Annotated in this window: 13 protein-coding genes; 6 read left to right on the top strand and 7 right to left on the bottom strand. The window is 41.1% G+C overall.

Going from position 1 to position 15552, the window contains the following annotated elements:
- Positions 1–117: 117 nt before the first annotated feature.
- The 5 genes from KPY62_RS01895 to sohB all read right to left on the bottom strand — a co-directional run bounded on the left by KPY62_RS01895 (position 118) and on the right by sohB (position 6172).
- Positions 118–987, bottom strand: coding sequence for an SDR family oxidoreductase (locus KPY62_RS01895; RefSeq protein WP_216580576.1), 870 nt, complete (start codon positions 985–987; stop codon positions 118–120).
- A 271-nt stretch (positions 988–1258) separates the two neighbouring features.
- Positions 1259–2020 carry a histidine phosphatase family protein gene (locus tag KPY62_RS01900; RefSeq protein ID WP_216580577.1) on the bottom strand — a complete coding sequence of 254 codons (762 nt, stop codon included), beginning with the start codon at positions 2018–2020 and terminating at the stop codon, positions 1259–1261.
- 55 nt (positions 2021–2075) lie between these two features.
- On the bottom strand, positions 2076–3452 hold the full coding sequence (locus KPY62_RS01905; RefSeq protein ID WP_216580578.1) for a phosphotransferase family protein: 1377 nt from the start codon (positions 3450–3452) through the stop codon (positions 2076–2078).
- Positions 3453–3653: 201 nt separating this feature from the next.
- On the bottom strand, positions 3654–4892 hold the full coding sequence (locus KPY62_RS01910; protein ID WP_216583032.1) for an acyl-CoA dehydrogenase family protein: 1239 nt from the start codon (positions 4890–4892) through the stop codon (positions 3654–3656).
- A 305-nt stretch (positions 4893–5197) separates the two neighbouring features.
- Complete coding sequence (sohB, locus tag KPY62_RS01915) at positions 5198–6172, bottom strand: protease SohB (protein ID WP_216580579.1); 975 nt, start codon at positions 6170–6172, stop codon at positions 5198–5200.
- 560 nt (positions 6173–6732) lie between these two features.
- Here sohB and aspS point away from each other — a divergent pair.
- Genes aspS through KPY62_RS01935 form a run of 4 tightly spaced genes read left to right on the top strand, consistent with a single transcriptional unit; the run spans position 6733 to position 11295 of the window.
- Positions 6733–8562: an aspartate--tRNA ligase gene (gene aspS, locus KPY62_RS01920; RefSeq protein WP_216583034.1), complete on the top strand. Its 1830-nt coding sequence runs from the start codon at positions 6733–6735 to the stop codon at positions 8560–8562.
- A 58-nt stretch (positions 8563–8620) separates the two neighbouring features.
- Positions 8621–9571 carry a lysophospholipid acyltransferase family protein gene (locus KPY62_RS01925; RefSeq protein ID WP_216580580.1) on the top strand — a complete coding sequence of 317 codons (951 nt, stop codon included), beginning with the start codon at positions 8621–8623 and terminating at the stop codon, positions 9569–9571.
- Between the two features lie 35 nt (positions 9572–9606).
- Complete coding sequence (locus KPY62_RS01930) at positions 9607–10407, top strand: glycosyltransferase (protein WP_216580581.1); 801 nt, start codon at positions 9607–9609, stop codon at positions 10405–10407.
- A gap of 39 nt (positions 10408–10446) precedes the next feature.
- Positions 10447–11295, top strand: a complete 849-nt coding sequence (locus KPY62_RS01935) for a hypothetical protein (protein ID WP_228730527.1) — start codon at positions 10447–10449, stop codon at positions 11293–11295.
- A 39-nt stretch (positions 11296–11334) separates the two neighbouring features.
- On the opposite strand, the gene KPY62_RS01940 is transcribed toward KPY62_RS01935, so the two are convergent.
- Positions 11335–12432 (bottom strand): glycosyltransferase, encoded by a 1098-nt coding sequence (locus tag KPY62_RS01940; RefSeq protein ID WP_216580583.1) that lies wholly within the window; start codon positions 12430–12432, stop codon positions 11335–11337.
- Positions 12433–12666: 234 nt separating this feature from the next.
- On the opposite strand from KPY62_RS01940, the gene KPY62_RS01945 reads away from it, so the two are divergent.
- The gene (locus KPY62_RS01945) at positions 12667–13434 is read left to right on the top strand and encodes a hypothetical protein (protein WP_216580584.1); all 768 of its coding nucleotides are present in this window, start codon (positions 12667–12669) and stop codon (positions 13432–13434) included.
- 101 nt (positions 13435–13535) lie between these two features.
- Entirely contained in the window at positions 13536–14234 is a 699-nt protein-coding gene (locus KPY62_RS01950) for a putative nucleotide-diphospho-sugar transferase (protein ID WP_216580585.1), read from the top strand.
- A gap of 183 nt (positions 14235–14417) precedes the next feature.
- On the opposite strand, the gene KPY62_RS01955 is transcribed toward KPY62_RS01950, so the two are convergent.
- Positions 14418–15503, bottom strand: coding sequence for a glycosyltransferase (locus tag KPY62_RS01955; protein WP_216580586.1), 1086 nt, complete (start codon positions 15501–15503; stop codon positions 14418–14420).
- Positions 15504–15552 lie beyond the last annotated feature (49 nt).

Here is a 15552-nt window from a genome sequence, read left to right on the forward strand (position 1 = left end):
TGAATGGTAAATATAAAAAATTAATAAAAAAGCCCTGCAAGCTACTTATTGATAATAAATAACTTACAGAGCTTTTGCTTGCTGTTAATCAAAACTAACACCACAATGCTACCGACATCAGCTTATTTTATTGACCACATTTAAGGGAAGATGTTTCATTGCTTGACCAACTATAGACCATGGCAAGCTTGGCACACAAGCCTCATCAACTCCAGACTCAATCGCCGCTACTATAGCTTTAGTGCCAGTATCGGCATCAACTTGAAAAGGTAATGGCTTAGCATTAGTATTGATTTCAGTGCGGATATAACCCGGATAAATCGTCGAGACTTTAATTGGGAGCTTGGTGAGCAGCATATCAGCACGAATCCCTTCTGCTAAATGTGCCAAGCCCGCCTTACTAGCCCCATAAGTGGTCATGTGCTTAGGCAGTCCACGCATAGCGGACATACTCGATATCACTACTAGATGACCGTTATTTTGTGCACGAAATATTTGCATAGCCGCTTCACACTGGGCCAAAGCTGAGATAAAGTTGATTTCAGCAGTACGGCGATTGGTTTCAAACCGACCTTTACCGATCCGGCGACTCTCACCAATACCAGCATTAACGACTACCCGATTTATCTGGCCAAAGTCGCTAGCAAAGCTGTCGAACACTTCGAATATAGCAGCATAATCACTGACATCAAGCTCTCGATACTCAACTCGTATATTAGGATAGTTAGTTTTCAACTCCCCTTTAAGCTGCTCTAAGCGCTCAGTACGCCGTGCACAAATCGCTAAGTTATAGCCCAATTTGGCAAACAATCTTGCCATACCCTCACCTAAGCCTGAGCTGGCACCAGTAATCAACACTGTTTGGTCTTTTCCGACTTGCTTTTTGTTAAGAGTAGCTAGATAACGGGCAGGTTGAATGGCACCAAACGCTTGATCCTTAGTTTGTTTTGCCGCTTGGGTAACCAAGTTCAATAGTTTATGCTGCATGGGCAATCCTTGCTATGTCTGTAGGCAGATAAAGCCTAAAAATGTTGAGTTAAACCGGACATTATAAGGCTTATCATCGAAACAATGAATGCTAGTTGTGTAGTTATGCAGGTATAGCCAGGCCTCTAATTATTGGGCTAGCTGTTTTTGATAAAAACCCCAGTTATCCTACGGCTGGAAAATAGTACTTAGTACTGATTGCTTGATATTGGAGGCTTAGTACTGATTGCTTGATATTGGAGGCTTAGTACTAAGCAGTTACTAATTAATACTAATGTTTAGTCACAAAACTATTACCGGCACTGAACAGATGGCTGTGCTCGTTATACGAGAGTAGTTGTGGCTTTCGTTGGTTAATACTTATAGCAGTAACCCCAGTGTTGACTGAGCTCTGAGTCAATTGATAGGCAGTTGCACTATGCTGCTGCAATAGATGCGCAGTAATGGCTGCAATCACCCCACCTGAGGTAAATACTAATACCGTACTGTCTTGATTAAGATGCGCTAGATGGTCTACTTGCCCACTTAGCTGCTGTAGCGCTTGCTGTGCACGTTGGCTAAATTGTGGCCAGCTCTCCAAGTAATCTTCATCATGATCACCAGCATGCCAGCGTTGCATAGCGATCCCAAACAGCTCACCCAATCGAGACAACGGCTTATTTTCTTGCTTAAGTTCAGCGGCAATCTGAGCTTGCGTAGACAGCGTCGAATTCGACTTGACGAATACATCCTCGTGATTGAATTCATCGAATAGAGGCAATACATAACTTTCAGGGTTCGCTAGATCTAAAATAGCAGTAGAACCCTGATAATCAATGTTGGCTTGGGCTGGCTGATATGATTGCCAAAAGTGCTGTGCTGAATCACGTTGACGCACTAAGCTGCCACTAAAGATGGCATCTATACGCCGCTGACTATTGCCATAATGCTGACCAAGCATCTTAGCTTGGAGTGTCCCAAGCTCTGAGAGCTGATCATAATTCTCTTGTCCAAATGAGGCTTGGCCGTGACGAGCTAAAAGGAGGGTTGTCATAAAGTAGGGCCTATAGTAATTATATTTTTAGAGGAAACTTAGCACTCTTAAGCGATTATTCATCAACTGCTTTAGAACTGTGTTTAGCCGTCGCTGAGATAGACGATGCTGGCGCAAAATAAGCTTTAGGTAATACACTTTTGATTACCGCTTGTAGCGGGCCAGGAAGCTGTTCAATAGTAGTAGCATCAATACCTCTATCTGCTAAGTGTGGCTGCACATAACTCATAAACAGCGCATCGCCTTCATACTTAGCGATCAGTTTAAGGCATTTGGCATGCAAGACATGGACAATAATCCAAAAGTTCTTAAAAGCCGGATTGCTAGTTTGTTTATGGTAAAAACGATAATAGATCTGCTGCACTATACCAGCTAAGCGGAACAAGCCAAACACTTCATAAAAGGTCCAATTGTCTAGCTCTAGGCCCGTCTGGGCAAGATAATACTCAACCACTTCATCACGAGTCATCATACCGGCAAGATGAGTGGGCTGTCGACGCGACTGCTGCATAATAATATTGTCATCGGCCTCAATCCAATACGCCAAGGCACTGCCTAAATCCATTAATGGATCGCCTAAAGTAGCCATTTCCCAATCGAGGACCCCTATCACTTGGGTGGGATCGTCAGCGGCCAAGATGACATTATCGAAGCGCCAATCATTGTGGATGACGCAAGTGTTACTGTCTTTAGGGGTATGGTTAGCTAGCCATTGTCTCACTACAGCGAAACTAGGTACATTCGGGGTCTTGGCTTTGACATAGCGCTTATCCCAACCACTGACTTGACGCTCACAGTAACCCTCACCGCGGCCTAAGGCTACTAGCTCAGGGTGCTGCTGATAATCAACTTGATGCAGCTTAATTAAGGCATCAATGACGTTAGTGCATAGCTCATGAGTTTGACTAGCATCAAAATCTATTTCTTTAGGCAAATTAGCACGAGGAATAATACCTTCCATGCGCTCCATCACATAAAAGTCGGCACCGATAACCGCCTCGTCAGTACACAGAGCAATCATCTTTGGCACGTAAGGATAGACCTCTACTAGCGCTTTTTGTACTGTATATTCCCGTACCATGTCATGCGCTGATTTGGCTTTAGTGCCTTTAGGGGGACGACGTAGAATAAGGTCTTGATTGGCATATTGTAGACGATAAGTCCAGTTTGATGCCCCACCTGAGAACTGAGTAACGACAGGCTCTCCTACTACCTCTACGCCCTGCTCGCGTAGCCATATAGTTACTGCTTGCGCATCAAGCTCCTCGCCTGCACGCACCTCACCGCCTTTATCTAGTACTTTATAGGTCAATGATTTATCGGTGCTATTGGATTTTTGCCTAGTATGGCTGTCGGTAGCTAGGTTTTCGCTACCGTTATTGCCATTGTTATTTGAGCGGCTACTTTGCAGATTGTTATTATTGTCTGACATGTGATAATCCTTACCTCGATGCTAAGCTAACTGCAAATTTTTATTAAAAAAAACGAAATCTAATAAGGGCCAATGAAATCCTATTATTTACTTAGGCTATTTTGCATGAGTTCTTACTGGCTCATCGTAAGGTTGTAGCGGCTATCAAGTTGCTATTATTTAGCTAGTCTTGATAGCGCCATCAGCCTATATTTCGCTTTACTACTTGCGCTTAGAGCTAAAGCCTTGACGCTTAAGCTCCAATTTAGCAATCATAGTTTTATGCACTTCATCAGGGCCATCCGCCAGTCGTAGTGCTCTTGCTTGCGCAAAGAAACCCGGTAGCATAGTATCTTGACAGACTCCCATACCGCCGTATATTTGAATCGCCATATCGACTACTTCTTGCAACATCGTTGGTGCTACTACTTTGATCGCTGATATCTCAGTTAACGCCGCTTTGGTGCCTTGGCTGTCCATCTTTTGCGCAGCATATAAGGTTAGCAGACGCGCCTGATCAATTTTGATACGCGCCTCAGCGATACGCTCGAGATTGCCCCCCAATTGTAGTAATGGCTTACCAAAAGCTGTACGCGTCATACCACGCCCGACAGCCAGCTCTAATGACTTTTCAGCAGCGCCAACACAGCGCATACAATGATGAATCCGACCTGGCCCTAAGCGACCTTGCGCAATCTCAAAACCCATACCTGGCCCACCAATAAAGCTATCTAGCGGCACACGTACATCAACAAAGCTTACCTCGCCATGACCGTGCGGCGCATCATAATCACCGAATACTTTTAGCATCCGCTCTATAATGACACCAGCAGTATTGACGGGCACTAATACCATAGAGTGCTGATGATGACGATCTTTATCTTCGCTAGGGGTATGCGCCATAACGATCAATAAATCAACGGCAGGATCTCCCAAACCAGATGACCACCATTTGCTACCATTAATGATAATCTCATCACCTTCTACTACTGCTGTTGCTTGCATGTTAGTGGCATCACTTGACGCTACCGAGGGCTCTGTCATGCAGAATACTGAGCGTGTCTTGCCTGCTAACAATGGCGTTAACCATCTGTCCTGCTGAATGCTACTGCCGTAACGCCATAATAGCTCCATATTGCCACTATCAGGAGCATTACAATTAAAGATGTGTGGGGCCAATAAACTACGCCCCGTCAACTCGGCAATAGGAGCGTAATCGGTCACTGAAAGACCAGCTCCCAAAATATCATCAGGCAAGAACAAATTCCAAAGACCTGCTTCACGTGCTTGCTGACGTAACTGCTCATACGCTGCTGGCCATTGCCAACTCTTCCAGTTGCCATCAGGATTGAGCTCATGACACTGCTGCCAAAACTGGGCCTCTATTGGCTCGATTTGGGTCGCGATAAAATCTTTTACTTGCTGGTAAATAGCTTGGCCGTGCTCACTAGTAGTGAACATCAAATCATTAGTAGACATGAATAACTTCCTTTTATTCTAGATTAATTATCTTATTGAAGGTTGCTGGGAGGTTGGGTAGCAGTAGCTATTAAAAGCCATTTGAATAATAAGGTATACAGGCGCTTACTGTGGTTGCTCAATCCAGTTATAACATAGCGATTATCATTAAACAGCAAAAAAGGCGCGACTAGTTAGGTCACGCCCTTACAAAATACAAACACTGGGGCTATTAAAAACTAGCACTAATAAAGGCAATTTTTAGTGAGTTTAAAGTTTAAGCTAAAAACACCTTCTGTAATCAATTCTTACTTTAAGATATTGAGACGACTGTTAAAGTCAAAACGGGCTAAGGCCTCTGGTAACTTATCGACTACTATACTCAATGTGGCCTCTGCTGCTTGTGCCAGTCCTATCTTTTCAGCAAAGGTTGGTTTTTGACGTGAGTGCAAAGCATAAACTTCATAATCTTCCATTAGCTCTAAAATATAGCTGTCTGACGTCTGCAAGCTGTCCACTAAGTTAAGATGTAGCGCATCTTCGCCATACCAATGCTCACCAGTAGCCACTTTATCTAAATCTAGCATTGAGCGATAACGGTTTACGAAATGCTTAAATAGCTCATGAGTCTGCTCTAGCTCTTGCTGATATTTGGCACGATCTTCATCGTCATTTTCACCAAAGACAGTTACGGTGCGCTTATAGTCACCAGCAGTGAACTGCTCATAATCTACATCGTGGTTCTTTAACCACTTATGGAAGTTTGGTAACTGCGAAACCACGCCGATAGAACCAACAACTGCAAAGGGAGCTGCTACGATTTTGTCCGCAACACAAGCCATCATATAGCCACCGCTAGCCGCCACTTTATCCACGCATACGGTTAACTTTAAGCCCGCGTCTCTAAGACGAACCAATTGTGCTGCTGCTAGACCATAACCATGGACTATGCCACCTGGTGACTCTAAGCGTATGACGACTTCATCACCTTTATTAGCAGTACTAATTAACGTGCTAATCTCTTCACGTAAATGCTTGACGGCGGAAGCTTTCATATCACCATCGAAATCAAGGACAAAAACTTGCGCACTTGGGGTTTTATTCTTACTTTTATTTTTAGCTTTTAATGCTTGCTTAGCTTTTTTGGCGAGCCCTTTTTTGAGTAGTTTGAGCGCCGCTTTACCTTGAGTGGCCTCAACCAAATCCTCACGATGCTGTTTTTGAGATTCATTAAGATGCATTACTTTTAGTTCGACAGGATTTTTAGGCGGATGAAATAACATCGATAGTATTCCTTAATTAATAGGTTAAATGACAAGGAGCTGCCAAGTTAAAACAGTAATATTTTTAGTGTCAGCATGATATGAGCCCTATATTAAAACTTTTCAAGTCGCTCAGCGATTATTGAAAGCTAAAATATTTTACAGGCATTATTTAGTAGTCAGGAGTTACAAAATGGGCAGATACAGCCTATCCCTACCAGAGGATTCTATCAGTAGAGTTGTATAACAAAAGCACATTAGGCATAATATGCGTTTACACTTATTTTTATGCACTCCATTGTTATGAGTTTGCTGATATGGTGTTTTTTTGCTAATGGCAATTGTCTATATAACGGCTAGCGCTTATTATCGCTAAAATTGCAACGCTTACAAGCAACTAACTCTTCAATTAACTGGCCCTAATCTACAGCGCCAGTTAATTTGAGTGGGTTGAAATCTACTAACGATGGCTGCATTATTGTTCTTTGAATCGAGCAGACAACTGGATAACTATTATTATGACCGACCCTATCACAACCAACAGCATTATAAACCAAACTCAACTCGCCACAGAAAGTGAGATGAGTGTACATAGCGGTTACCGTGATGAATATTGTGGTGCAGTAACCGAAAATCTATTAGAGCAAACCATTACTATCGTCGGTTGGGTACATCGTCGTCGCGATCATGGTGGGGTTATCTTTTTAGACATGCGTGACCGTGCTGGTATTCTACAAGTGGTCGTTGATCCAGATACCCCAGAAGCTTTTGCTACTGCTGATGCTGTACGCCCTGAATATGTACTAAAAATAACTGGCCGTGTACGTCGTCGTTATGAAGGTACCGAAAACGCTACGATGACTAGTGGTCAAATTGAGTTATTGGGTAAAGAAATTGAAGTATTAGCAAAATCTGAAACTCCGCCTTTTCCATTAAATGATGAAAACACTACGGTATCAGAAGATTTGCGTTTGAAATATCGCTACTTAGATATGCGCCGCCCACAAATGCAAGAACGCATGGTATTCCGTGCCAAAGCTACTTCAACTATTCGTCGCTACTTGGACGACCATGGTTTCTTAGACGTCGAAACCCCTATTTTGACCCGTGCTACTCCTGAAGGTGCTCGCGATTATTTAGTACCTTCACGTACGCGTCCAGGTAACTTCTTTGCTTTACCGCAGTCGCCACAGCTGTTTAAACAGCTATTAATGATATCTGGATTTGATCGCTATTATCAAATCGCTAAATGTTTCCGTGATGAAGATTTGCGTGCTGATCGTCAGCCTGAATTTACCCAAGTCGATATCGAAACCTCTTTCTTAGATGAAGAGGGCATCATGGCCATTAACGAAGGCCTGATCAAGCACCTATTTAAGACTATGTTAGACGTTGAGTTTGAACAGTTCCCTCGTATGACTTATGCAGAGGCTATGCGCGACTATGCTTCAGATAAGCCTGACTTACGCATTCCATTAAAATTAGTCGATGTCGCTGATCTAATGCAAAGCGTTGATTTTAAAGTATTTGCTGGTCCTGCTAATGATCCTAAAGGTCGTGTTGCCGCCTTACGTATCCCTAAGGGTGCTTCGATAAGCCGTAAGCAAATCGATGAATACACTAAGTTCGTTGCTATCTATGGCGCGCGTGGTTTGGCTTATATCAAAGTCAACGATGCTAGCAATATCAATAACGGCGTTGATAAAGAGTCTGGCCTACAATCACCAATCATCAAAAACATGACGGATGAAGTACTAGCTAGCTTGATTGAACGTACCCAAGCAGAAGATGGCGATATCATTTTCTTTGGTGCGGATAAAGCTAGTATCGTTAATGACGCTATAGGCGCGCTACGCCAAAAGATCGGCTTAGATCTGCAGATGACTACTTGTGAGTGGGCGCCACTTTGGGTGACTGATTTCCCAATGTTTGAAGAAACTGACGATGGCAAATGGACTTCAATGCATCATCCATTTACTAAGCCTAAAGGGTCTGTTCAAGAGCTAAAAGACAACCCAGCAACCGCCCTATCTATAGCTTATGATATGGTAGTGAATGGTACAGAAGTCGGTGGTGGTAGCTTACGTATCAATACCTTTGATATGCAGCAAGCCGTGCTTGAAGCTCTAGGTATCGGCGAGCAAGAAGCTGAAGACAAATTTGGCTTCTTACTTGATGCCCTAAAATTCGGCGCACCGCCGCATGGTGGTTTAGCTTTTGGTTTAGATCGCTTGATTATGCTGATGGTAGGTGCCAGCTCTATCCGTGATGTCATTGCTTTCCCAAAAACCAAAACTGCTGAGTGTCCCCTAACTCAAGCTCCTGCTGAAGTAGACAGCAAACAGCTTCGTGATTTAGGCATCCGTGTACGAGAAAAAGTACAAGCTGACGCTACTAAATCTGCTGAATAGATAATCTGATTATGCACTATTGTGTTTTACAGTCTCATCTAATAGCTTGTGATTGGTCATGAACCCTTATCACCTGTTCAAATATGTGCCTTTGCCTCTATTACAGGGGCTAGCACATATTGTTGCTTGGATTATCATGCGTATGTCAGACGCAAGTTTGGTACGTACTATTAAAACCAATATAACATTGGCAGATTTCGATTTATCTGAATCACAAAAGCAAAAGTTGACTAAAGCTATCGTTGTCAATCAATGTCTTAGTAGCGTTGAGTCTGTAAAAAGCTGGGCAATGCCTCCTAAATGGAGTATTGAACAGATTCGAAATGTCTATAATAAAGATATTTTGTTGCAAGGACTGGCCAACCATAATGGGATGCTTGCTATCTTGCCACACTTAGGCACTTGGGAGATGATGAATGCTTGGCTGAATCAATTCGGTTCCCCCACTATTATGTATAAGCCTGTTAAGGGCAAACTCATTAATGAGTTTGTACTGCAAGGTCGCCAGCGTCTCAATGCTACTTTAGTCCCTACTGACGGTAGTGGGGTTAAGGCGGTTTTTAAAACGCTAAAACAGGGCGGCTTTAGTATGGTACTGCCTGATCATGTTCCTGAACCTTCAGGTGGTGTAATCGTTCCTTTCTTTGGGGTGGAAACTTTAACTAGCACTTTAGCTTCCAAACTGGCCAACAAAACCAACTGTGCTTTAGTAGGCCTGTCTTGTATTCGTCGTAGCGATGGTCATGGCTTTGATATTCATTGTTATAAATTCGATGATCCAGCATTATATAGCCGCGATTCTGCGGTCTCTACCTATGCTCTTAATCAGGCTATGGAGCGAATGATCAGACCACACTGTAGCCATTATATGTGGGGCTATCGACGTTTTAAGCATATACCTATTTTAGGTAATCCCTATAATAGTGATAAAAAAACAATCGCTGCTTATGTGCTTACTAAGCGTAACAGTACTGTTGACCTAAATCCCCCTATGGATTTAAACAACTAGTTACCCGTTCTATGTGTTTCACTGACGAGTTCTTTATGACTATCAACAGCTCCAAAACCTCTTCCATCATCGAAACTGCTACTGACAATAGCTCAGCTGATCAGCGTTACGTTATCTGTATGAAATGGGGTGATAAGTATGGTGCTGAATATGTCAATCGCCTATACAATATGGTCAGCCGTCATTTAACTTTAAACTTTCAAATGATTTGTCTCACTGATGATACTAGCGGTATCGATGCTGCTATCCGCTGCTATCCTATTCCTGATCTTAACTTACCAGCAGGACCTGAACGAGGCTGGAAAAAGCTGACCACTTTTAAAACTGATTTATATGACTTAAAAGGTGTAGCGCTTTTTTTAGATATCGATATTGTTATTGTTAATAATATCGATGGCTTCTTTACTTACCAAGCCCAGCATGAAGATAGCGTAGTCATTATCCGTGATTGGAAAAAGCCTTGGCGAATGATTGGTAATAGCTCAGTCTATCGTTTTAACGTTGGCATGAATACGTATCCTGACTTACTAAGCAATTTTGAGCGTAATTTTGACACTATCCGCCAACAAGTACGTCATGAACAAGCTTATTTATCCAATTATTTGCGTGAGCATCATCATTTAGAGTATTGGGACAAAACTTGGTGTGTCAGCTTTAAATACCAATGCATGGCTCCTGTACCTTTTAACTTTTTACGCCCACCAAAGCTGCCAAAAGACGCAAAAATTGTGATCTTTCACGGTGAGATAAACCCGCCAGAAGCTATCAATGGTGGTGGTGGAAAATGGTATCGACACGTTAAGCCTAGTCCTTGGTTGCAAGACCATTGGCTATAAAAACTAGAGTAATTATTTAAAGATAAAATGGAGCTTAATTTGGAACTACCGCCTACTGTTGTATTTAACATTGACGATCAGCCTATCACTATTCACGCTTTTAATAGCAGTGAAGCCAAACAAAGTCTGAATAACCAAGCGGTCAACATTATTGCTTCAGGTCCCTCTGCTGCAAACTTGGCATTCTCAGAACTGATAGAGATACCGACTATTTTTGTCAATGGTAGTATTAGTTTACTTGCTCAGCACGATTTTACCCAAGTCGTCGGCTGGGTAATCAGTGATGCCCGCTTTATTAATCATCAGCCAGAGATTCTTAAAAACCATTACACAGGTCAGTCTCTATATGCAACCTTAGCCGTGTTTGAGGCTTTAGCAGCTGCTCATCCTGATATTATGCACAGCTATCATAGTTCAATGCGTATCTTATACCCAGTAGATAGGCCTTGGGGTGTTAAATCAAATAGGCTTTGGTTTAGCAAACTAACTTTTAAGAAAAAATTACTAAATAAAAAGAAGCCCTTATCCTACTTTGTTAATGATCCTAACTTTGTTATTGATAGTAGCCATAAACCTGCTCCTATCGGCGTTTCATTAGATGTGACTTATGGATTTGTAGAAGCCGGTACGGTAGCTTATGTTGCAGCGCAATTGGCTTTTTCTAGGTCTGTGTCTATCATCAATTTATATGGTATCGATTTACTAAACAGTGCTGAGCCTAGATTTTATGAAAATAAAGACAATAGTGCGCCAAGCAAGCTTGATAAAGCTATTACAGACCGTATCGTGCCATCATTCAACCTACTAGGTAAAGTTTATAAAGAACACGGCGTCCCTATTGTCAATCACTCTGCTATTTCTAAAAATTTATTTAATAGTTTTGACTAATAGCTTTGATTAACGACCCCTTATATACCCAAATCGCTGCTATAACCTCCCAGAAAATTTTAGATACTGATCAGCAATATTATTAGGCAGTAGCTGCTGATCAAATGGTGCTTTATAACGTACAGGACTAATCAATGCTGCACTGATTAACTTGGCTAACCCCTCGATATCCCCTACCGCTACTAAGCTTTGCTTAGGCAATAACTCTCTTGGACCAAACGGACAGTCGGTACTGATTACCGCTACAGTTAATGCTTGAGCCTCGACGATGACATAACCAAACCCTTCAAATTTAGAGGTAAGAACTAGCAGTGCTGCCCCTGCTATTAACGGGTAAGGATTTGCTTGAAATCCTAAAAACTTGACACAACCATCAATACCTAGCTGCTTAGCTAGCTGCTTTATTTGTTCTTCAAGTTTGCCACTGCCTACTAATACCAAAGGAATTTTGCGATCTGTTTTAGCATAAGCTTGTAGTAAATCTTGATGACCTTTCATAATATCGAATGATGCCACATGAATGATATATCCATTAATGCTCAGACCAAAATGATTGATATCTGGCGGTTGTGCTGCTGCTTGCTTAATGGCCTTCACATCACACGGATTGTAAATTGTCTTGGTTCTATTAATATTACCTATTAACGCTAATAAATCTTGACGGGCCCCTTCACTAACGCAGCTACACGGATATGCCCCATACACCATTTTTAAATGAGCAATCGTTTGCACAGGTTCGGCTATCAGCTTGTCAGCGAACTGTTTAGAGAGCGCCGTGTGTAATACGTTAATAATATTGGGCAATTGACTATAAGCCATTATCCAATTGAGCTTATAGATATTGACTAGTATTAGATTAGGCTTACCTATATTACCAAGCACATAATGATCGATACGCTTGGCAACTGATTTATAAGCAGTGGCTTGTTCTGAGTGTTGCGGCAAAAGTGGTTCATTATATGGCACGATATGATAATTAACCCGCGGATCTAGTGGCATTTTTTGAGTGTCTTCTAGACAAAGTACATGAACATCATAATCCCTATCTGCATAAGCACGTGCTAGGGTAGTCACCATACGCTCCGCACCGCGACCTTCTAAGGCTTTTAATAGTAGTAGAATAATAGGTTTGGTCATAGAGGCCTTTATATATGAAGTTTTTAAAGTGATGAGATACAGAGCTTGCCAGTTTGAGTTGATTATTATTCAACTATAGAGTGATATTGTTTATTATAATGCTATCAAGTTGCTACAACTATGGCATAAGTAGCTATAAAATCGCGGCTTGGATATAGCTTAATGAGGTACTATTTGTCAAAATGTACCTGTTCGATAATTTAACATTGTATTTCTGAGTAAGGCTTCAATGAAATGACAGCACTTTCAAAATGGCAAAGTAAACTTATTTTACTATTCAAGAGTGAAAGAACTTTCAATGCTCAGGCAATCGTTAGTGAATTCACTAAAAAAACGATTGCCGAGATGAAAGAAACTATTATTACAGAAGCCGTATGTAACACTGATGCGCTGTCTGATAAGCCACGAACTAAAGACTTAATCGCTCATTTAGATAATTTAAAACATCAGTTTATTGGACAATCAGAACTGTGTTTTTACCATGCAACACTGGTGGTACTGCTACGTCGCAATTATAAAACAACAGATATCTTTGCTGAATTTCAAGCCTTGTGGGAAAGTGAGTTTGATTACCTATTAAAGCATTTGTCGCTGCGCTGGATTGTCTCTGCTTGTGATACGTTTATTGATTATTCAGACAATAATAACAGAGCTACTATTTTATTGAATGTCGTTACTTTGGTAAATACTTTAAAAGTTTATGAGACTAAGCAGTTTTTGCAACTAAACGATACTATCGAGCAAACCCCACTACTAACAGATAAAGTCAATGCGCTTTACCACACCCATCTACCTTTATATGACGGACTCGCTTATTTCCGTATCGGTACTGATGACAGTCTAAAAAATATGCGCAGTCGTTATGAAAAGTTTTATGCAGTCGATAAAATGGCGACAACTATGCTACTATTCGTTTTTGATAAACTTCAAAGCAATAACAGTGCGTTTGCTACTCTAAGAGCTCTACACACAGACGAAAAGTCTCAATGGTGGCTAGATTGAGTTTATCAGTTAAATAGGTTTGAATTAGCTTATAGCTTTAAAAACCTATCTCAAACCTATACTAATGCACTTTATCCTTATCTAAATTTATAGAGTATCAAATGTCTACAACATCTCAACCTTTATCTTTCACCAATATGGAAGCTACAGATAGCTTTGTTGTTTGTTGTTTTTATACTGATAGCTATCTCAACCATGCTCTAGCCTTAAAACAATCTTTGGACGACTTTGGCTTAAATTATTACTTTAAGCAAGTTGATGACGCTGGTTATTGGGAAGCCAACACTCGCATCAAGCCGCATTTTATTTTGCAATGCTTACAACAGTTTCCAAATAAAAACATTCTGTATTTAGATGCCGATGCTTTAGTCAAAAAGCCTTTAGATTATTTTAATCATATCACTACTGACGTTGCCTTTTACAAAACTAAAGGTATGCCAGGCATGTCTCATGATTATTTAGCCAGCACTATGTACTTTAGCAACACCCTTAATACTATAAGGCTAGTTGAGCAGTGGATAGAGGAACAAGTAGATGGCAAGCGCACGCAAGTTGATCAAGACAGCCTAGATACTGCTATGGAAAAGCTTGCTGATACCCTATCCGTCGAGCCTCTTAATCCGGGCTACATAAAGATTTTTGATAAAGACTATGACGGAGAGATATACATTGAGCAGTTTCAGGCTAGCCGTGGTCAAACTAAGCTCAAACGTCAAAACATTAGAATCCGTAATCGGATTATTGGTGGCGTCGCACTGTTAGTTATAATAGCGATTGCTAGCTATTTGATAATGAAGTGAAGTAACTTTTATAATCGGTAATAGATAAAATAATACCCGTCTCAATGGGTATAGCTGATAAGAATTGTAGCTCAATATTCAGCTATACTACTTTGCAGAACGGCTAAAAATCTCCCCACTTGTGCTTGCGTGTTTTTATTTCCAATGGTTCTAAAAATTAGCCCTGTGCACATTCAGCATCAGTTAGCTTTGTATAAATGCCAAGTACTTCTCAGCTATAGTAGTAGGTAACAGTGCTTCATCAAAGTCAGCATAAAACTGCTGTGGATCTTGCATTGCCTGACTTAGCTTTTTAGAGATGGCGCTGATATCAGCTTTTGGCATCAAATTGTTCTCCGGTAAAAGCTCTCTTGGGCCAGATGGACAGTCGGTGCTAATAACAGGTACGCCAAGCGCTAGAGCTTCTGCTATTACTAGAGCAAATCCTTCCCAATCTGAGGCTAGCACCTTAAACTTTGCGTGCTTGATATAAGGATAAGGGTTTTCGCAGAAACCTAAGAATACTACCTTATCCGTCAGTCCCAACTGGGTAACTAATTGCTCTATATCTTTTTGTAGCTTTCCTTGGCCTAGTAGCAGTAACGGTAAAGACTGATCAGTTTGTGCATAAGCTTTCAGCAGTATATCGTGGCGCTTAGCTTCTTTAAAGCTACCCACGTGAATGATATAGTTTTGATACTCTGGGACAAAGGCATCGGCTAACTTTTGAATCTCGTATCTATCTATCGGATTATGGATAGCTGCTATTGGAGTAATATCCCCAAACTGGGTTATAAAATCTTCCTTAACCCCAGCACTGACACAGACACAAGGATGCTTAGAATAAGTAGCTATCAATTTTGACTTCAATTGCTGAAGATTATCCGCTTGAGAAAACCTATAATATAATGACAAAGTATTATGAATGACGTAAACAATATTGGGCAATTTACTATAAGAAAAAATACCATCCGAGCGTTCAAGATTCGATAAAACTAGGATAGGATGACCAATTTTTTTGCCTATGTATTGATCAACGGTTCGAGCAATGACCGAATTGCGAATCTTACCTTTAGGTAGCCACCTATAGCGCTCATAGTCAATTAAATGGTAAGTTAAGTTTTCATTTAAGGTAAACTCAACTTTAGAATTAAAGGTTAATACGTGGACATCAAATCCTAATTGATGAAAAGCTGCCCCTATAGTTAATACAAAACGCTCGGCACCTGCGCCTTGTAAAGAGTTGATAGACAAAACGATTTTATCTTTTTTTGATAAGATAGCAGACATCTGGCACTCATTAAATTAAGTTATATTAGATTACTAATTTCGCATGCTA

Source organism: Psychrobacter sp. TAE2020 (genome assembly GCF_018919485.1).
Taxonomy (GTDB): domain Bacteria; phylum Pseudomonadota; class Gammaproteobacteria; order Pseudomonadales; family Moraxellaceae; genus Psychrobacter.